Annotated in this window: 18 protein-coding genes, 1 tRNA gene and 1 riboswitch; of the genes, 7 read left to right on the forward strand and 12 right to left on the reverse strand. The window is 66.9% G+C overall.

Annotation, left to right across the window (positions count from 1 at the left end):
* Positions 1–18 precede the first annotated feature (18 nt).
* On the reverse strand, positions 19–831 hold the full coding sequence (locus tag RM25_RS08035; protein ID WP_013161589.1) for a Bax inhibitor-1/YccA family protein: 813 nt from the start codon (positions 829–831) through the stop codon (positions 19–21).
* 136 nt (positions 832–967) lie between these two features.
* Positions 968–1717: a class I SAM-dependent methyltransferase gene (locus RM25_RS08040; RefSeq protein WP_013161590.1), complete on the reverse strand. Its 750-nt coding sequence runs from the start codon at positions 1715–1717 to the stop codon at positions 968–970.
* A gap of 302 nt (positions 1718–2019) precedes the next feature.
* Here RM25_RS08040 and RM25_RS08045 point away from each other — a divergent pair, with 302 nt between their 5' ends.
* Together RM25_RS08045 and RM25_RS08050 are read left to right on the forward strand one after the other, a co-directional pair.
* Complete coding sequence (locus RM25_RS08045; RefSeq protein WP_013161591.1) at positions 2020–2793, forward strand: SDR family oxidoreductase; 774 nt, start codon at positions 2020–2022, stop codon at positions 2791–2793.
* A gap of 216 nt (positions 2794–3009) precedes the next feature.
* Complete coding sequence (locus tag RM25_RS08050) at positions 3010–4473, forward strand: APC family permease (protein WP_013161592.1); 1464 nt, start codon at positions 3010–3012, stop codon at positions 4471–4473.
* Between the two features lie 57 nt (positions 4474–4530).
* Here the strand turns inward: RM25_RS08050 and eno (RM25_RS08055) are convergent, their stop codons facing one another.
* Together eno (RM25_RS08055) and RM25_RS08060 are read right to left on the reverse strand one after the other, a co-directional pair.
* Complete coding sequence (gene eno, locus RM25_RS08055; RefSeq protein ID WP_013161593.1) at positions 4531–5802, reverse strand: phosphopyruvate hydratase; 1272 nt, start codon at positions 5800–5802, stop codon at positions 4531–4533.
* Between the two features lie 82 nt (positions 5803–5884).
* Positions 5885–5958, reverse strand: a riboswitch (Fluoride riboswitch).
* 134 nt (positions 5959–6092) lie between these two features.
* Complete coding sequence (locus RM25_RS08060; RefSeq protein WP_036941834.1) at positions 6093–6692, reverse strand: TetR/AcrR family transcriptional regulator; 600 nt, start codon at positions 6690–6692, stop codon at positions 6093–6095.
* Between the two features lie 103 nt (positions 6693–6795).
* Between RM25_RS08060 and RM25_RS08065 the strand changes: the two genes are divergently transcribed.
* The 5 genes from RM25_RS08065 (at position 6796) to RM25_RS08080 (ending at position 10697) form a co-directional block, all read left to right on the forward strand.
* On the forward strand, positions 6796–8223 hold the full coding sequence (locus RM25_RS08065; RefSeq protein ID WP_044636291.1) for an MFS transporter: 1428 nt from the start codon (positions 6796–6798) through the stop codon (positions 8221–8223).
* A 147-nt stretch (positions 8224–8370) separates the two neighbouring features.
* The gene (locus RM25_RS08070; protein WP_052809161.1) at positions 8371–9171 is read left to right on the forward strand and encodes an ABC transporter ATP-binding protein; all 801 of its coding nucleotides are present in this window, start codon (positions 8371–8373) and stop codon (positions 9169–9171) included.
* The gene (locus RM25_RS12770; protein WP_157761834.1) at positions 9153–9305 is read left to right on the forward strand and encodes a hypothetical protein; all 153 of its coding nucleotides are present in this window, start codon (positions 9153–9155) and stop codon (positions 9303–9305) included. The genes RM25_RS08070 and RM25_RS12770 overlap by 19 nt, the downstream gene beginning before the upstream one ends.
* A complete protein-coding gene (locus RM25_RS08075) occupies positions 9289–10062 on the forward strand; it encodes an ABC transporter permease (protein WP_044636292.1) in 774 nt (257 codons plus the stop codon). Before RM25_RS12770 ends, RM25_RS08075 begins: the two co-directional genes overlap by 17 nt.
* Positions 10063–10079: 17 nt before the next feature.
* The gene (locus RM25_RS08080; protein WP_052809162.1) at positions 10080–10697 is read left to right on the forward strand and encodes a TetR/AcrR family transcriptional regulator; all 618 of its coding nucleotides are present in this window, start codon (positions 10080–10082) and stop codon (positions 10695–10697) included.
* 114 nt (positions 10698–10811) lie between these two features.
* Here RM25_RS08080 and RM25_RS08085 read toward each other — a convergent pair.
* The 8 genes from RM25_RS08085 to RM25_RS08120 all read right to left on the reverse strand — a co-directional run bounded on the left by RM25_RS08085 (position 10812) and on the right by RM25_RS08120 (position 17192).
* Positions 10812–10884, reverse strand: a tRNA-Leu gene (locus RM25_RS08085).
* A 109-nt stretch (positions 10885–10993) separates the two neighbouring features.
* Positions 10994–11950 carry a Ppx/GppA phosphatase family protein gene (locus RM25_RS08090; RefSeq protein WP_013161596.1) on the reverse strand — a complete coding sequence of 319 codons (957 nt, stop codon included), beginning with the start codon at positions 11948–11950 and terminating at the stop codon, positions 10994–10996.
* The gene (locus RM25_RS08095) at positions 11947–12462 is read right to left on the reverse strand and encodes a DUF501 domain-containing protein (protein ID WP_013161597.1); all 516 of its coding nucleotides are present in this window, start codon (positions 12460–12462) and stop codon (positions 11947–11949) included. Before RM25_RS08095 ends, RM25_RS08090 begins: the two co-directional genes overlap by 4 nt.
* Positions 12463–12541: 79 nt before the next feature.
* The gene (locus RM25_RS08100; RefSeq protein ID WP_013161598.1) at positions 12542–13183 is read right to left on the reverse strand and encodes an FtsB family cell division protein; all 642 of its coding nucleotides are present in this window, start codon (positions 13181–13183) and stop codon (positions 12542–12544) included.
* 277 nt (positions 13184–13460) lie between these two features.
* Positions 13461–14750 carry a phosphopyruvate hydratase gene (gene eno / locus RM25_RS08105; RefSeq protein WP_013161599.1) on the reverse strand — a complete coding sequence of 430 codons (1290 nt, stop codon included), beginning with the start codon at positions 14748–14750 and terminating at the stop codon, positions 13461–13463.
* 114 nt (positions 14751–14864) lie between these two features.
* Positions 14865–15536 carry a nucleoside triphosphate pyrophosphohydrolase gene (locus RM25_RS08110; RefSeq protein ID WP_013161600.1) on the reverse strand — a complete coding sequence of 224 codons (672 nt, stop codon included), beginning with the start codon at positions 15534–15536 and terminating at the stop codon, positions 14865–14867.
* Entirely contained in the window at positions 15536–16069 is a 534-nt protein-coding gene (locus RM25_RS08115) for a hypothetical protein (RefSeq protein ID WP_013161601.1), read from the reverse strand. Before RM25_RS08115 ends, RM25_RS08110 begins: the two co-directional genes overlap by 1 nt.
* Before the next feature lie 121 nt (positions 16070–16190).
* Positions 16191–17192: an IS481-like element ISPfr17 family transposase gene (locus RM25_RS08120; protein ID WP_044636817.1), complete on the reverse strand. Its 1002-nt coding sequence runs from the start codon at positions 17190–17192 to the stop codon at positions 16191–16193.
* Positions 17193–17270: the final 78 nt, after the last annotated feature.

The raw sequence follows: 17270 nt of genomic DNA on the forward strand, positions 1-17270 counted from the left end.
TGGGGGGTCGGCGCGTGATCAGTTACGGAAGAAGCTCAGGATGCGCAACAGGTTGGTGTACAGCCACACCATGGTGACCATCAGGCCGAATCCGGCCCGCCACGATTCCTTGGCCGGCGCGCCCATGCGGACGCCCCGTTCGCATTCCTCGAAGTCCATGAGCAGGCTCGCCACGGCCAGCACCACGCCGATGGCGGCGAACAGCCAGCTGAGGGCACCCGCGCCGGCACCGATGTTGAAGAAGCCCAGATTCACCCCGAACAGCAGGGCGATCAGGTTGATGCCGGCCACCACCGCGTAGCCGATGATCGAGAAGATGAAGATCTTCTGCATGCGGCCGCTGATGCGGGCGCCGAAGGTGCGGTAGGCGAACAGCGTGACGGCCGCGGCAGCGAAGGTGCCCAGCACGGCCTGGCCCACGATGCCGGGGTAGATGCTCTCCATCACCTGGCTGAATGCCCCGATGAGGATGCCCTCGAACACGGTGTAGGCCATGATCGCGGGCACCGAGGTGCTGCGACGCACGGTCACCAGGATGGCGGCGACCAGGGCGATCACCGATGACCCGAGAGCCAGGGGCAGGGCCATCGCCGGGTTGACGGCGGTGAACATCCAGGCGGCCGCGGCCACTGCCACGAGGATCACGAACAGCGTGGCGGTCTTGGCGATCACATCGTTCATCGTCATGCGGGCCGCGGGCCGCGACGGGCCCGGGTATCCGCCGGGCGGATAGGACGCCTCCTGATACGCCGCGTCGACGTACTGCTGACCCGCTTGGCCAGCGGGGACGAAGGCGTCCGGCCTGGTCAGTACTGGGTTGCTGCTTCGCACCTGTGCTCCGATCTGAGAAATGGGCCCGACAGGGCCGGGTCGATCCCACCAAGGCTACCCAGTGGCCCTTCGGCGGCCAATGATGAGCCGGCCCGGCTCACACCCAACTGTCCCTGATTTCGCCGTCATCCGGTGATCAGCGCCGGGCGTCGATCAGGTGTCGCGAGGAGTGGTCGACGAAGGACCTTCCGGCGCGTAGTTGCGCGTCGAGGCACACCAGTTGGTCGTGATACTTGTCCGGCGAGAAGTCAGGCACCCACCAGGGGCACTTGCGCAGGATCCAGACGATGGCCCCGATGTCGAAGTACTCGATGCGCAGGGTCGCGGTGAGCAGGGACTCGATGTGGAGTCCGGCGGCCTGCGCCTGTGCCGCTTCGACATGCGGGTCGCGGCGCTTCCGGTTCTCCGGCAGCGGGCCGAGGAAATACTCGATGAGCTCGAACGACGAGGCCGGCCCCACGTGCTGGGCGAAGTAGTGGCCGCCGGGTTCCAGCACCCGCGCGATGTCGCGCCAGTCCGGCTTCACCGGATGGCGGGAGGTCACCAGGTCGAAGCTGGCGTCGTCGAAGGGCAACGGATCATCCCCGGTGGTCTGCACGACCCTGACGCCGCGGGGCCCCAGCAGCTTCCGGGCGCGCTCCGCATTCGGCGGCCAGGATTCGGTGACCACCATCGTCGGTGGCAGCTGCGGGGCCTCGTTGACCACCTCTCCCCCGCCGGTGTCGATGTCCAGCGCGGCGTGTGCTCGGGCCAGTCGGCCCGCCAGCAGGCGTGCATATCCCCAGGGCGGACGCTCCTCGGTGGCGCGACCGTCGAGGAAGCCGAATCCCCACCCGGTGATATCGGCACTCTGGGCTTCGGCAACCAGCTCAGCAAAGGGCCGCATCAGGTCATTATCGCCCCCGGACGGCCATGGCGGTCGCGTCGCGCTGCGAGGCGGGCACCCGGTGATCGCGCTGGGCTTATCGACTCGTGGACGCAAAACCCTTGCCGCGTAAGGCACCGACGCGCAAAACTAGCAGGAGTTACGTGTTGCCGGCACTCACACCGGCCCGGACATTGCGACGCGCCTGCCTGCGCTCGTCGATGGTCGGCCACATTGGTCCGCCAGGTACCCGGGCCGGGCAGGACGTGACGCCAAGCGACCGGGTCTCCCCCACCCCGGCCCCACCGCATCGGGAGGAACCAATGAGCAAGCGACCGCACACCATCCTGGTTGTCGGAGCCACGGGAAGCGTCGGCCGCTTCGTGGTGGCCGAGGCCCTCAAGCAGGGCTATGCCACCCGAGCGTTGGTGCGCAACCTTGACAAGGCGAAGACCCTGCCCGAGGGTGCGCTGGCCGTGGTGGGCGACCTGACCGACGCCGCCACGCTAGACCGGGCACTTGCCGGAACCGACGCGGTGGTGTTCACCCACGGTTCGAACAGCACCGAGGAGCAGGCCGAGGCCGTCGACTACGGCGCGGTGCGCTCGGTGCTCACCGCCCTGGGCGATCGTTCGGTGCGGGTCGCCCTGATGACCGCGATCGGCATGACCAAGCGCGACAGCATCTACAACAAGGAGAACCACGGACGCGACTGGAAGCGCCGCGGGGAGCGTCTGCTGCGCGCCAGCGGCCTCGAGTACACGATCGTGCGTCCGGCCGCCTTCGACTACAACGCCCCCGACGCCCACAAGCTCGTGATGCGCCAGGGCGAGCACCCGAGCAATGGCGGCGTGGCCCGCGAGCAGATCGCCCGCGTGCTGGTGGACGCCCTGAGCAACGACGCGGCGCGTCACAAGACCTTCGAATTGCTCGACACCACCGGCGAGGAGCAGGCCGACCTGACGCCCCTGTTCGCAGCACTGCAGCCCGATGAGCCGGCGGCGGCCGACGCGCCGGGCGACTCCGAGAACCTGCCCCTGTCCGATGAGCCGCAGCGCGTACTCGACGACCTGAAGCGCCTCACCGACTACGAATAGGCCGGCGCCTGTGGGCCGGCATCTGCCCGGCTCTGCCGACCAAGAACACCCGTGAAGCCGACGTCCCCGGACGTCGGCTTCACGTTTCAAGCATGTAACAACTGGATCGCGGCTCTTTCGTGCGCCCCACCGGGCCACTAGCGTTTGCTCGTTGCACGCACACCCCATCTGTCCGCGTCGGGTTCCCGGCGTTCCACGTACGAGGAGGGCTGAGCCATGAACACGTCAGATCGCACTGCATCACCCCACGCGAACCCGCCAGCCCCCTCAGACGACGGCAAGGCGTCCCCGGCGCTGAAGCAGGTGATGGGGCCCGGACTGCTGTTGTTGTTCGTGGTGGGCGACATCCTGGGGACCGGCGTCTACGCCCTGACCGGGCAGGTGGCCGGCGAGGTGGGAGGCGCGGCCTGGTTGCCGTTCCTGATCGCCTTCGTGATCGCCATGATGACGGCACTGTCATACCTGGAGCTGGTCACCAAGTACCCGCAGGCGGCCGGCGCGGCCCTGTATGTGCACAAGGCGTTCGGGGTGCACTTCATCACCTTCATGGTGATGTTCACCGTCATGTGTTCGGGCATCACCTCGGCCAGCACGGCATCCCGGGCGTTCGCCGTGAACATGGTGCGCGGGCTCACCGGCTCCGAGCCGGCCGACAACAACCCGTGGCTGCTGGTGGTGGCGCTGGGCTTCATTTTCCTGGTGATGCTGATCAACCTGCGCGGGGTGGCCGAGGGCGTCAAGGCCAATGTGGTGCTCACGCTCATCGAGGTGTCAGGGCTGCTGCTGGTGATCTTCATCGGCCTGTGGGCGATCACCCAGGGTCGGGCCGACTGGAGCCAGGTGGTGGCCTTCCAGACCAGCTCGGAACGCAATACGTTCGTGGCGGTGACGGCCTCAACGTCGCTGGCGTTCTTCGCGATGGTCGGTTTCGAGGATGCCGTGAACATGGCCGAGGAGACCAAGGAACCGACGCGCATCTTCCCCCGCATCCTGCTCAGCGGGCTGACCGTCACCGGTGTGATCTATGTGGTGATCGCCATCATCTCGGTTGCCCTGGTGCCGGTGGGCAATCTTGCCGCGAGCGAGGCGCCGCTGGTTCTCGTGGTGGAAAACGCGGCACCCGGATTCCCGATCAACCAGCTGCTGCCCTGGATCTCCATGTTCGCGGTGGCCAACTCAGCGCTCATCAATATGCTCATGGCAAGTCGCCTCATCTATGGCATGGCCCAGCAGGATGTGTTGCCGGGCGTGCTGGCGCGCGTCTTGCCGGTGCGGCGCACGCCATGGACCGCCGTATTGTTCACCACCGCGATCGCCGCCGGGCTGATCCTGTATGTGAGCCTGGCGCGCGGCAGCGCAGTGGTCGGCCTGCTCGGCGGCACCACCTCACTGCTGCTGTTGGCCGTCTTCGCCGTGGTGAACCTGGCAGTGGTGGTCTTGAAGCGCGACCGGGTGGGGCACAAGCATTTTCGCACCAGCCGGATCGTCGCGATCGTGGCCTGCCTCCTGTGCCTATTCCTCGTGCTACCGGTGTCGGGGCGTCCGATTGGCCAGTATCAGATCGCCGGGGTGCTCATCGTGATCGGCGTGGCTCTGTGGGCGGTCACGGTGGTTATCAACAAGCGTGTTGGACGCACGGAGCTGAAGCATCCCGAGGACATCCCGCCCGAAGTGATCTGAACGGGATGTCCACGCCATCGTTGGCCCGACGGGCGTCGTCACCAGGTGACCAGCACCTCAGCCAAGCCCGTAGGCAAGCTCGGGGTGGTCGGCGGCAATCTCCAGCAGCCGGTTGTATTTGGCCACGCGCTCGCCGCGTGCCGGTGCGCCTGACTTGATGTGCCCGCACCCGGTGGCGACCGCCAGGTCGGCGATAAAGGCGTCGGGCGTCTCCCCCGAGCGGTGCGACATGAACTGCCGATAACCGGCAGCGGCGCAGATGTTCATGGCGTCGAGGGTCTCGGTGACCGTGCCGATCTGGTTCAGCTTGATCAGCGACGCATTGGCCACATGACGCTCGATGCCCTTGCGGATGAGCTCGGGGTTGGTGCAGAAGATGTCGTCGCCAACCAGCTCCACCCGGGAGCCGAGTTCGCGGGTGAGCTGCTGCCAGCCATCCCAGTCGTCTTCAGCCAAACCGTCCTCAAGCAGCCAGACCGGGTACCCGTGGACGATGGCCTGGTAGCGCTCGATCATCTGCGCACTGGTGAAGCTGCGCCCATTGACCAGATAGCGGCCATCAGCCTGACGGAACTCCGAGGACGCCGGATCAATGGCGATGGCCACGCCCTCGAGGCCGGGGGTATAGCCAGCGTCACCGATCGCAGCCACGATTGTGTCGAGCGCCTGCTCGGGCTCGGCGAAATCGGGCGCGAACCCACCCTCGTCGCCCAGCCCAACGGGTTGGCCAGAGTCCTTGAGGCGGGCACGCAGGGCGGAGTAGATCTCAGAGCCTGCGCGCACCGCGTCCGTCATGGAGTCCATCCCGGTCGGGCAGATCATGAACTCCTGGAAGTCGAGCGGATTAGCCGCATGGACGCCCCCATTGAGCACATTGAAACAGGGCACCGGCAGGCGGGGCGGCTGGCCTCCGATTCCCGGGAGATATTCGAACAGCTCGTTGCCGCCGCTGGCCGCAAGCGCCCTGGTGAAGGCCATGGATACCCCCAGGATTGCGTTGGCGCCGAGCCGGGACTTGTTCGGGGTTCCATCCAGGGCCAGAAGGCTCTCGTCGAGTTCGCCGACGGACTCGAAGCGGCGCCCAACAATGGCGTCGGCAATTTCATGGGTGACGTGGTCCACTGCGGCGAGAACGCCGAGTCCGCCGAAGCGATGTGGATCGTGATCGCGCAGTTCCACGGCCTCGTGTGTGCCAGTGGAGGCACCGGAGGGGACCATCGCCCGTGCGCGTGTGCCGTCGGACAGGGACAACCTGACCATCAGGGTGGGTCGGCTGCGCGAGTCCAAGATTTCCATCGCGTCCAGCGTGGTGATTGTTTGACGTGGCATGAGTGCCCTCCCGCGTGCTCGCGGACGGCCATGCGCATCGCGTGCCTGCTCGATGCGGGATGCCCATGTCCATCCCTTGATTCAACGAACAGGAACTATCAGCAGGTCTGCGGTTCGGGCTCTTATGCCCCGGCGGGTCCCATCGCCGTTTTCAGGATAGTCCCGCGCATGTGCCCTGGAGCTTCTGATCGCGTGAAAGATTCCACCTCGCGCCTCTAATCATCGGGGAAGGCCGTGTGCCGTCGATGACGCTGCCGACACCCACCAGCTGTTCCTGGTGTCTGCTCGCCTCAGGCCCTCTGCGCGAACTCCGACCAACCTGCCTCCAGGCGAGCCATGATGGCGTCAAGATCGGCCCGTGAGGCGTCCATGTCCGTGGCCGCGAGATCGGGGATCTGGAGCACGATGCGGGCCAGGGCGCGGATCACGGCGTCCTCCGGTCGCCCCACGATCCCGGCCAGCAGGGTGGTGAGCCCGGGCTCGCAGCGCTCCCACCGTTCCTTGGCGTAGGCGCGCAGCGGCGGAGCCTCGACCACCCGGCGCACGAAGGCCGATTGCGTGCCCGAGAAGGCACCGCGGTCACGGAAGAACTGGTGCAGGGCGTCCAGCACGCTCTGCCCGTCGGCCCGCGATTCGACGGCGGTAATGATCGACTGCATCCTCTCGTCGGCAGAGTCGACGTTGTCACCGAAGATCACGGCGTTCTTGCCGTCTGGGAAGTGTTTGAACAGCGTTGTCACTGCGGTATCGGCTTCCTCGGCGATGTCGACAACGGTGACAGCCTCATAGCCGCGCGCGAGCACCAGCCTGCGCGCGGCGGCGGTGAGCGCCGACGAGGTGGCGGCCTTCTTGCGTTCGCGACGTCCCTGGCGTTCCGCTGTCTGACTCATGGCCTCAGTGTACAGATCACGTTTGTGTAGCTCCTCCATTTATGTAGTGATTACACTTTTGCAATGGCTGCGCATATGCTGTCGCTGCGAAAGGAAGTACGTCATGACACAGACATTGACCGCCGTCGAGCCCACCACGAGCTCGCGGCTCGGCAGGCGCCTCTGGGCGATCCTCGCGGTCGTCCTCATCGCGGACGCCATCGACCTGATGGATTCCACGATCATGAACATCGCAGCCCCGACGATCCAGCGCGAGATCGGCGGCGGGGAGGGCCTCATCAAGTGGCTCGGGGCCAGCTATGCGCTCGCGCTGGGCATCCTGCTCGTGGTGGGCGGGCGACTCGGCGACCGCTTCGGGCGCCGGCGGCTGTTCCTCATCGGCATCGCCGGATTCGGGGTCGCCTCGGTGTTGTGCGCGGTGGCCATCGATCCCGCGTTCCTCATTGCCGCCCGGCTGCTCCAGGGGGCCTTCGGCGCCCTGCTCATCCCGCAGGGCATCGGCATCCTCATCGCCACCTTCTCCCGTGAGCAGTTCCCCACGGCTGCCTCGATGTTCGGCCCCGTGCTCGGTGGGGCCTCGATCGTCGGCCCGATCCTGGCGGGATTCCTCGTCGGCGCCAATATCGGTGGCCTGACGTGGCGGCCCATGTTCCTCATCAACATCGTGCTGTGCGCGGCCGGGCTCATCGCCGGATGGAAGCTGTTGCCCCCGGATCGCGACCTGCAGAAGGTGTCCATCGACGGACTCGGCTCGGCACTGTTGGCAGTGGGCATGCTCGGCGTCCTGTTCGGACTCATCCAGGGCTCGACCAACGGGTGGACTGCGGTTCCCGTGATCTGCCTGGGCCTGGGTGTCGCCGGGTTCATCGGCTTCGCCCTGCGCCAACGCCTCGCGACGAATCCCCTCATCGTGCCGGCGCTGTTCCACAACCGTGGCTTCACGTCCGGGTTGCTCATCGGGCTGGGCTACTTCGCGGTGGTCAACGGCTTCGCCTATGTGGTCTCGCTCTACTTCCAGATGCACCTGGGGCTCAGCCCGGTGGGTGCCGCGCTGGCCATGATGCCGATGATGGTGGGCATCATCATCGCCTCCTTCGTGGCACGCCCGCTCATCCCGAAGCTGGGACGCAACCTCGTGGTGGCCGGCCTGGCCACCACCCTGGCCGGGATCGTCGCCCTCATCGCCATCAGCATTGCGGCGGGAGACGCCACCAACCAGTGGATGCTCGCGCCGGCGATCCTCGTGCTCGGATTGGGCATGGGCGCGTCGTTCAGCAGCATCTACGACGTCGCGATCGGCGATCTCACGACGGACCTCGCCGGTAGCGCATCGGGTTCACTGTCGGCGGTGCAGCAGCTGGCCTCGGCCATCGGCTCGGCGGTGGTCACCACGATCTACTTCCAGACCTCGGCAGCCGCCGACGCCAACCGACCCTTCATCGCCTCACTCGTCGTGGTCGGTGCCATCACCGCCGTCTGCCTCATCGCCGCTCCCCTGCTGCCGAAGCGTGCCCCGCAGGACGCCCACTGAGCGGGCCGACATATCCGACAGAAAGTAGCCGGGCGCCATCAATGAAATCACCACCCCATCCCCACCCCAGCACCCCTCGAGTTTCCCCTCGGGATTCTACGTAGTAGACTTGCTCTACGTCGTAGAGTTACGACGGATGGAGCACGAATGTTGGTAGCCAAGGGAATCATCAAGTCGTATGGGAACCTCAAGGTTCTCCGCGGCGTCGATCTGTCGGTCGAGCGAGGGCAAATTCTTGGCCTCATGGGGGTGAATGGGGCGGGCAAGACGACACTGATTTCGATCCTTGCCGGACTGACGCGGCCGGATGCCGGCGACGTGCACATTGGGGGCGTGGATCTGCTTCGTCACCGCCGCCAGGCCGCCCGGCATATCGGGGTCGCCCCACAGGCGTTGGGCATCTACCCGACCCTGACGGTGCAGGAGAACCTGGATTGCTTTGCGGGGCTGGCTGGTTACTCCGGTCGGAAGGCCCGTTCCCGGACTGCTGAGATCGCGCGGTTGATGGGTCTGCAGGATCTGCTCGACCGGCCCGCAGGTCACCTCAGCGGTGGCCAACAGCGGCGTCTGCATACCGGGATGGCGCTTCTGGGTCACCCGGACGTCTTGTTCCTGGACGAGCCGACAGTCGGCTCGGATGTGCAATCACGCGAGGTGCTGCTCAGCATCGTCACACATATGGCGAATGAGGGCACCGCCGTGATCTATACGACGCACTACCCCGCTGAGCTTGAGCAGTTGGATGCAACCATCAACGTGCTCGTCAACGGCAGGATCACGGTGACCGGCAGTGTCCAGGAAGTCACCGGGCAGTGGGCCTCATCATCGATATTCCTTCATTTCCGGGGCAAGACACCGCGGAAGTGGACGGGTGGAAGGAAGACCGCGGCGGACTGGTTCCAATCCGGCCGGTCAGCGATCCCGGTCAGATGCTCGGCCAGACATTGAGCACGCTCGGGGCTGCTGCGGGCGGTCTGGACGATGTACGCATCACCCGTCCCAGCCTCGAGGCGGCGTATCTGGCGATCACGGGCGACCATGCGCTTGCGGAAAAGGAGGCCAGCGATGTCGTTGCTGCCTAGCATGTCGATTGCCAGAACTACCTGGAGGCTGCAGCTGCGCGATCCTGGGTCGTCAGTAATCATGACCCTCCTGCCGCTCATCCTCGTGCCGCTGCTGAACCCCAGCGCGAAGGCACAGCTGATCCTGTCCGGATATCCGAACGCCAGCGGTGCCGAGCAGACGGTGCCTGGGCTCGCCATATTGTGCGCGTTCCTGTCCGTTGAGCAGGTCACCACCTTGTTCTTCCGCGAACATGCGTGGGGAACATGGGACCGGCTGCGCGCCAGCGCGGCGTCCACTGCCGACATCGTGACAGGCAAAGTTGTTGTCCGCTTCCTGATTCAGCTCGCTCAGACTGCCATCGTCTTCGCCGTGGGTGCGCTCATCTTCGGTTACCGTCCCAACGGCTCGGTGCTCGCGATCGGTATCGTCGTGATCGTGTTCACCGCCATGCTCGTCGCCTTTGGCGTGATGCTTGTCGCGCTGTTTCGCACCATGGATCAGGCCGATACGGTCGGAATGCTCGTGGGCATGCTCCTGGCCGGCCTGGGCGGCGCCCTGGCACCTGTCGCGTCGTTCCCCGGCTGGGTGCAATCGCTGGCCCACGTCAGCCCCGCCTTCTGGGTGTTGGACGCCCTGCGCCGCCTCACCCTGGACAGCGCACACCTGACTGACGTGATGCCCGCGATAATCGGCACGCTCGCCTTTACCGCCGGGTTCGCACTGATTGCCGCCGTCAGCTTCCGCTCCAATGCCGTGAAAGTAGGCACCACATGAGTACGAGTGGGCGTCCCATGCGCCCGACCCTGTCCCGGGACTACATCCTTCACACTGCATTGCACATCGTGGACCGTGACGGTTCCGACAAACTCACCATGCGCCGGCTGGGCACCGAGCTTGGCGTAGATCCGATGGCCATTTACCACTATGTGCCGAACAAGGCCGCCCTGTTCGACGGCATTGCCGAGACGATCTGGTCATCGCTCGACCTGGGCGTCCCGAGCCCGGACGAAAGCTGGCAGCAGCAACTCATCGCCGCCATGCGCGCCTTGCGTGGAGTCCTGCGGGCGCACCCGAACGCGGTCGCCCTCGTCGGCACCCGGCCCGTAACCAGCCCCGAGCTCCTAACCGTCATAGAGCAACTGCTCGGCTTTCTCACCGAGGCGGGCATGCCTGCAGACGCTGATACGGCCGATCTGCTGAGCACCCTGGTCAACTACACGATCGGCCAAGTCCTCGCAGAGGTCGGCGAGCCGGTCGGAGCAGAGTCAGCCCCAGCCAATTACCAGGCCCTGTCTCCCCAGACCCACCCACATCTGAGCGCCCTGCTGAACAACGGCTGGACTTACGATCCGGACGCCCAGTATGACCACGGTCTCAACGCCCTGCTCGCAGGCTGGCGCCAGACCTGACACCCCCACGCGAACACGGTTCCTTGCATATCCAGATCCAGGGACCCATCGGCCGCCTCAGCGAGTGCCATCTCCGGTCCAAGACCAGCGCTGGCCTCACATGTAGCGGGGTCGTGCCCCCAGCGGGATTCGAACCCGCACTGGAGCGGGTTTAAGCCGCCTGCCTCTGCCGTTGGGCTACGGGGGCCCGGAAACAGACTAATCGGCGGCACCCACACGCGCGACACGAACCGGGACAACCAGGGCCAACCGGCGATTCACCGGACCTGCCCACCAAGACGGCCCAGGCCCGTGCGCTAGTCGGCGCTGATCGCCTGTCCCTTGCCGTCCACCAGCATGCTCAACGCGATGCCATCGAGGATGTCGGACTCGCTCACCACGAGTTCGGGTGCCCCCACGCGGGAGGCGACCTCCTCGACGATCAGGGCCCCGGCGCACAACACCTCGGCACGCTGCGGCTGCACGGGCCCCCAGCTGACCACCTCGGACACGGTGGCACCCAGCAGCCGATCAGCCACCTCGTGCACCGCTGCCTGGCTCAACACCGAGCCGTGCACGCGCGAGCGGTCGTAGCGGCGCAGGTGCTGTGCAAGGGCGGACATGGTGGTCACGGTGCCGGCCACGCCGATGAAGGTGCGGATGTCGGACAGCTCCACCCCGCTCGAGTCGAGCTCGGAGCGCACCAACTGCCGGGCACGGGCGATCTCGTCGGCCGTGGGCGGGTCAGAGCGCAGGATGCGCTCGCGCAGTCGCCGGGAACCGATGTTGAGGCTCACCGACGCGTCGATGTGGGCCAGGTCCGCGCCCGCGCCGACGCCGCGCACCAGCTCGGTGGATCCCCCACCGGAGTCCATCACCAACACCGGGTCGGCCTTGGACCGGATGCCCGACAGGGCCCCCCGGAAACTCAGGTGCGCCTCTTCCTGCCCCGACACCACCTCGGCGTTGATGCCCAGCCGGGCGCGCACCCCACGGAACAGCTCGTCGCGGTTCTGGGCGTCGCGGGTGGCCGAGGTGGCCACGAAGCGTCCCCGCTCGCAGTCGAGGTCGGCAATGATCTCGTTGAACTGCTCGCAGGCGTCGAACGCGCGGTTGAGGGCATCGGGGGCGAACAGGCCGGTGGCGTCGACGCCCTGACCCAACCCCACGAACAACAGCCTGCGGTCGTATTCGTGCAGCGATCCATCGGGGTTGAGGCTTGCCACGAACAACCTCATCGTGTTCGTTCCGCAGTCGATCGCCGCAACCCTCATCGCTTGCTCCCCTCCGGGCGTGGGACGCAGGAGTGCTTCCAGAACTCACCCACGGCGCGCACCGTCTCGTCACCGAGCGGGTTGACGCCCGGCCCTACCGCCAGCGCATGGCCGAGCAGCGCGTGCAGGCACTTCACGCGGGTGGGCATACCGCCGGCGCTGATGCCGTCCAGCTCGGGCACCTCGCCCAGCGCGGCACGATCGGCCAGATAGGACTCGTGGGCCGCCCGGTAGCGCTCGGCCAGCTCCGGATCGTTCTCAAGGCGCCGCGTCATCTCGGCCATCACGCCGTTGGCCTCCAGCCGTGAGCACGCCGCCACGGCGCGCGGGCAGGTGAGGTAATAGGTGGTGGGGAACGGAGAGCCGTTGGGCAGCCGCGGTTCGGTGGCGATCACGCCGGGACGTCCGCAGGGGCATCGCCAGGCGACCCCCACGACGGCCCGTGGCTCGCGGCCGAGTTGCTCGGCGACAATCTGCTCGTCAGCGGGACTGAGGGGCTCGATTTGGCGCATTCTCCAATTGTGGCACGACCGAAAAACGGCATGCGCCGGACGGAGCTCGCCTCGGGTCCGCGACGCGGCGGTGGGCCGGTCAGCCTCCGCTGGTTGGCGCGGCGCTGGGTCCCACGACCCGTTCGATCCGACTCGGCGTCGGCGTCTCGGTGGGCTTGTCAGCGCTCTTGTTGCTGTCCCATGCGCGCTGCCACCACGCCTCTGCCTGCTGTGCCCCGACGCCGGTGCGGTCGATCTTGGCCCCGCCGCCGTAGGGGTCGCCGTTGGCATCCACCACCTGGTAGCCGGTCTCGCCGGGCATCACCCAGCCGAGCCTGCTGCGCGCCTGGGCCCGCACATAGTCCGGGTCGTTCCAGCGCTGCTGCTCGTTGTCAAGCTGGCTGATGTGCTCCTGGCTGGACGCGATGGCCGCCCTGGCCTGGGATATCTGCTGGCGCTGGTCGACGTAGACCCGCAGGCTGGTGATCAGCGAGATGATCAGCACCGCCACGATCGCCAGGACGGCGGCCAACCGCCGGGTCATGCGGGCGCCGGTGCGGGCGACCGGGCCGGTTGCCTCGTTGCCCGACTCGTCGCCCTCGGCACCCGAGCTCGTCTGGGTCTCCAGGCGGGCGCGTTCATGCGAGCTGCGACGCGAGGTGCGCGCTGCGGTGCGGGTGCTGGGGGTGTCGCCCGCCGAGGGGGGCGCACTGCGGCGCCGGCTGGAACGGGACGAGACCATGTCCCCATTGTCCCCCGACACCGGCCCGGGCGGCATCCGGCAACGCCCGACGCCGTTGAATTCACAGGGCGCGGACCCGCGCGGACGCGACGCGGGTGGACATGTCACGCCTTAGATGGCGCCCCCTGGCATGGCGCTCGGGCACGCCACGGGGACATGCCACCCCGGATATGCCACCGAGGAGATGCAACAGGGGGCGCCACCGGCCTTGCGGCCGGCAGCGCCCCTGTGCGGGTCGTTCAGTGCTGGGCGTCCACCCGGCACCGTGCGTCCATCATCACCACTTGGTGGAGTCGAACTTCGGGAAAGCCCCGGCACCCGCGTAGGTGGCGGCCTCGTCGAGGTCCTCCTCGATGCGGATGAGCTGGTTGTACTTGGCAACGCGCTCGCCGCGGGCCGGTGCACCCGACTTGATCTGGCCACAGCCAAGGGCCACGGCCAGGTCGGCGATCGTGGTGTCCTCGGTCTCGCCGGAGCGGTGGCTCATCATGGTGTGGAAGCCATTGCGATGCGCCAGGGTCACTGCGTCGATGGTCTCGGTGAGGGTGCCGATCTGGTTCACCTTCACCAGCAGCGCGTTGGCCGCCTTCTCGGTGATGCCCTTCTGCAGGCGCTCGACATTGGTGACGAACAGGTCGTCGCCGACGATCTGCACCTTGTCGCCGATGCGCTCGGTGAGCGTCGACCAGCCGTCCCAGTCCTCCTCGTCGAGGGGATCCTCGATGGAAACCAGCGGGTAGTCATTGACGAGCTTCTCGAGGTACTCGATCATCTCGGCGGTGCTGCGCGACTTGCCCTCGAACTCGTAGCGGCCATCGGTGTAGAACTCCGAGGCGGCCAGGTCGAGCGCCAGTGCGACGTCCTTGCCGGGCTTGTAACCGGCGGCCTTGATGGCGTCCTCGATGAGGTCGAGCGCCTCACGGTTGTTGTCGAGGTTGGGGGCGAAGCCACCCTCGTCGCCCAGGCCTGTGCCCAGCCCGCGCTCCTTGAGCACGCCCTTGAGCGTGTGGTAGACCTCGGCGCCGATGCGCATGGCCTCGGCGAAGGACTTCGCGCCGATCGGAGCGATCATGAACTCCTGGATGTCGACGTTGGAGTCGGCGTGGGCGCCACCATTGAGGATGTTCATCATGGGGACGGGCAGCTCATTGGCGGTCGGGCCGCCGATGTACTGGTAGAGCTGCAGCTCGGCCGACTCCGCCGATGCCTTGGCCGCGGCCAGCGAGACGCCCAGGATGGCGTTCGCGCCGAGCTTGGCCTTGTTGTCGGTGCCGTCCAGCTCGATCATCGCCTCGTCGAGCTCACGCTGCCTGCTGGCCTCCATGCCGAGGACTTCCTCGCCAATGGTCTCGACCACATTGCCGACGGCCTTCTGCACGCCCTTACCGCCGTAGCGGTTCTCGTCGCCGTCGCGCAGCTCAACGGCCTCGAACTGGCCGGTTGACGCACCCGACGGGACGCCTGCACGGGCCGACGAGCCGTCATCCAGAACGACCTCAACCTCGACGGTGGGGTTGCCGCGCGAATCAAGAATTTCGCGGGCCTCGATGAATTCGATACTTGCCACAGGTGCTGCCTTTCAGTGTTTTTGGGAAGGCGTTGAGCCCCCTGTCCAGCCTAATGGGTCCGCCGCCACAAAGCGCCTGACGGGAACCACCCGCCGTGACGGCTTCATGCCCCCTCAGGACTGTTCGGCGGCCCTGATTTCGGCCTCCCAGCGGCGCAATGCCGCGCGCGTGGCCTGGTCCGCGTCCACTCCGACGCGTTGGGCCCGGCGCACGAGGCTGAGAATCTTCTCGCCGGCCTCACGATCACTGATCGAAAGGTCCTCATCCTGGGCCGGCCCCATGTCGGGACCCACGTCGTGCACCCGCTGGGCCACCTTGGCCGCCCGCGCCAGCGTGGGCAGGGCGTCGGCGATGCCGTCCAACGACGAATCGCGATGCTTGGCGGCCTTCTTGCGTCGTTCCCAGCTGGCGTCGAGGTCATCGGGCACCTCGGCGTCGCCATAGACATAGGGATGGCGGGCAATGAGCTTGTCGGTGATGCCGCGCACCACCTCGGCGATGTCGTATTCGCCCTCGTCAGAGGCGATGGACGCGTGGAAGACCACCTGCATCAGCAGGTCGCCGAGCTCCTCGCGCTGGTCATCGGCCGTGCCGACCTCGATGGCGTCCACCACCTCGGCCGTCTCCTCGATGAGGTGCTTCACCAGGCTGAGATGGGTCTGCCTGGCGTCCCAGGGGCATTCGATGCGCAGCGTCTGGTTCACTGCCACGAGCCGGGCGAATTCCTCGCCGGCCCGTTGGGCCGCCGCGGGCAACGAGCCCACATCGTCGGGGCGCTGGTTCATCAGCGGTCGGTGCTCAGCTTCGACAGTGATCCGGTACCGGCCACGGCAAAGTCGGTGGGGCTCCACGCGCCGTAGCGCGGGTTCACCACGGGGGCCAGCGAGGCGGCGTCCTTCTGCACGTTCTTGCCCTTGGCCGACAGCACCAGGGCCGTCAGGCGCAGCTGTCCGTCAACCGCCTGGGCGCAGTCATTGTCGGCCAACAGGCCCCGCGCATTGCCCAGGGCCTGCTTGGCCTGGTCCATGTCGGAATCCGACAGCGTCACGCCGTACTCGCGCGCCAGCTGATCGGCGATCATGCCCTCGCCCACATAGGAGACCACCACGCGGCGGATGTCCCCGGGCGTGTACTGGCCGGCGCCGCCCCCGGCGTCCAGCATCTTCGAGCAACCGTCGGCGTAACGGGTGATGGTCGACTCGCTGACCCGGGCACCGTCCAGCTCGATGGCCGTTGCGGGGCTGGGTGAGCAGCCGGCGAACATGGCAAGCGCCGCGGCGGGCACACCAATCCTGACGAGCAGCGAACGCCTGGACATCGAGTAACTCCTTCGACGGGACGGAGCGGCCGCGAGACCGCACAGGCGTGCGCCACCGCGGGGCTGGACGGCGCGAGAGCCGGGCAGCGCATCTGGCGATGAGCTTAGTGCAGCCGGGGGCCTAGCTGTACTTCCCCGTGACGTTGTGAACGCGGGCTGAGGGAGTCTGGCCGCCGATCCCGGTGTGGGGTCTGTGGTGATTGTAGTGATGGAGCCAGGTCTCGTAGGCTGCGGCGCGCTCGGCTTCGCTGGCGTAGGGCTTCGCGTAGGCCCACTCGACGGCGAGGGTTCGGTTGAACCGCTCGACCTTGCCGTTGGTCTGCGGCCGGTATGGCCGGGTCCACTTGTGCTTCACCTCGTCGCCGAGCGCGTCAGCGAAGGCGCCTGACCGGTAGCAGGAACCGTTGTCGGTCATCACCGCGGTGACTGTGACGCCCAGGCCTGCGAAGAACGCGTTCGCGCGGGTCCAGAACCCCGCTGCGGTCTCTTTGCGCTCGTCGTCAAGGATCTCTGAGTACGCGATCCGGGAGTGGTCGTCCACGGCGTGGTGCAGATACCGGTAGCCGCGAGAGCCGGCTGCCCCGGCACGGGCTGCCTTGTCGCGGGCCACTCCCGCGTGACGGTCCTGCATGGATCCGCGACCGTGGGCACGCCACCCGCCGCCGTCGGGGATCCGGCCTTGTTTCTTGATATCTACGTGCACGAGCTGGCCCGGCGCGGCGACCTCGTACCGTGTCGGCTTCGGGCGGCGAACCGGCAGCCCGGTGGCCTGGTCGATGTTGATCAGCTTCGGCATCTTGTATCGGGCGAGCACCCGACCGACCGTGGAACGGTGCAACCGCAGGTGATACGCGATCCGGTGCGGACCCCACCGGCGAGTGAACCGCAACGCGACGATCCGATGCTCCGTCTTACGCGAAAGCCGGTTCGGTGACGAGGTGGGCCTCGAACTACGGTCGATCAACGGCAGCCCTGCCCGGTACCTGTCGGCCCACCGCTTCACCGTCGCGGGCGAGCACTGGAACCGTTCCGCCGCCCGCCGCAACGACCAGCCCTGTTCCACGACGAGAACAGCAAGACGACGACGCCCTTCCGGTGTCAAGGGTGCGTTAGCGTGAGTCACGAAGACCTCCGTGGTCAGGAGAGTGAGTGTGGTAACCCACATCCTGCCCGGAGGTCTTCGCTACCTCACCCGTTCACA

Origin of the sequence: Propionibacterium freudenreichii subsp. freudenreichii (genome assembly GCF_000940845.1) — a bacterium.
GTDB classification, from domain to species: domain Bacteria; phylum Actinomycetota; class Actinomycetes; order Propionibacteriales; family Propionibacteriaceae; genus Propionibacterium; species Propionibacterium freudenreichii.

Bases quoted from the DNA above. Each gene is read 5' to 3' on its own strand.
- RM25_RS08040 (WP_013161590.1), bottom strand. From the start codon at position 1,717: ATGCGGCCCTTTGCTGAGCTGGTTGCCGAAGCCCAGAGTGCCGATATC.
- RM25_RS08045 (WP_013161591.1), top strand. From the start codon at position 2,020: ATGAGCAAGCGACCGCACACCATCCTGGTTGTCGGAGCCACGGGAAGC.
- RM25_RS08050 (WP_013161592.1), top strand. From the start codon at position 3,010: ATGAACACGTCAGATCGCACTGCATCACCCCACGCGAACCCGCCAGCC.
- eno (WP_013161593.1), bottom strand. From the start codon at position 5,802: ATGCCACGTCAAACAATCACCACGCTGGACGCGATGGAAATCTTGGAC.
- RM25_RS08060 (WP_036941834.1), bottom strand. From the start codon at position 6,692: ATGAGTCAGACAGCGGAACGCCAGGGACGTCGCGAACGCAAGAAGGCC.
- RM25_RS08065 (WP_044636291.1), top strand. From the start codon at position 6,796: ATGACACAGACATTGACCGCCGTCGAGCCCACCACGAGCTCGCGGCTC.
- RM25_RS08070 (WP_052809161.1), top strand. From the start codon at position 8,371: ATGTTGGTAGCCAAGGGAATCATCAAGTCGTATGGGAACCTCAAGGTT.
- RM25_RS12770 (WP_157761834.1), top strand. From the start codon at position 9,153: ATGCTCGGCCAGACATTGAGCACGCTCGGGGCTGCTGCGGGCGGTCTG.
- RM25_RS08075 (WP_044636292.1), top strand. From the start codon at position 9,289: ATGTCGTTGCTGCCTAGCATGTCGATTGCCAGAACTACCTGGAGGCTG.
- RM25_RS08080 (WP_052809162.1), top strand. From the start codon at position 10,080: ATGCGCCCGACCCTGTCCCGGGACTACATCCTTCACACTGCATTGCAC.
- RM25_RS08090 (WP_013161596.1), bottom strand. From the start codon at position 11,950: ATGAGGGTTGCGGCGATCGACTGCGGAACGAACACGATGAGGTTGTTC.
- RM25_RS08095 (WP_013161597.1), bottom strand. From the start codon at position 12,462: ATGCGCCAAATCGAGCCCCTCAGTCCCGCTGACGAGCAGATTGTCGCC.
- RM25_RS08100 (WP_013161598.1), bottom strand. From the start codon at position 13,183: ATGGTCTCGTCCCGTTCCAGCCGGCGCCGCAGTGCGCCCCCCTCGGCG.
- RM25_RS08110 (WP_013161600.1), bottom strand. From the start codon at position 15,536: ATGAACCAGCGCCCCGACGATGTGGGCTCGTTGCCCGCGGCGGCCCAA.
- RM25_RS08115 (WP_013161601.1), bottom strand. From the start codon at position 16,069: ATGTCCAGGCGTTCGCTGCTCGTCAGGATTGGTGTGCCCGCCGCGGCG.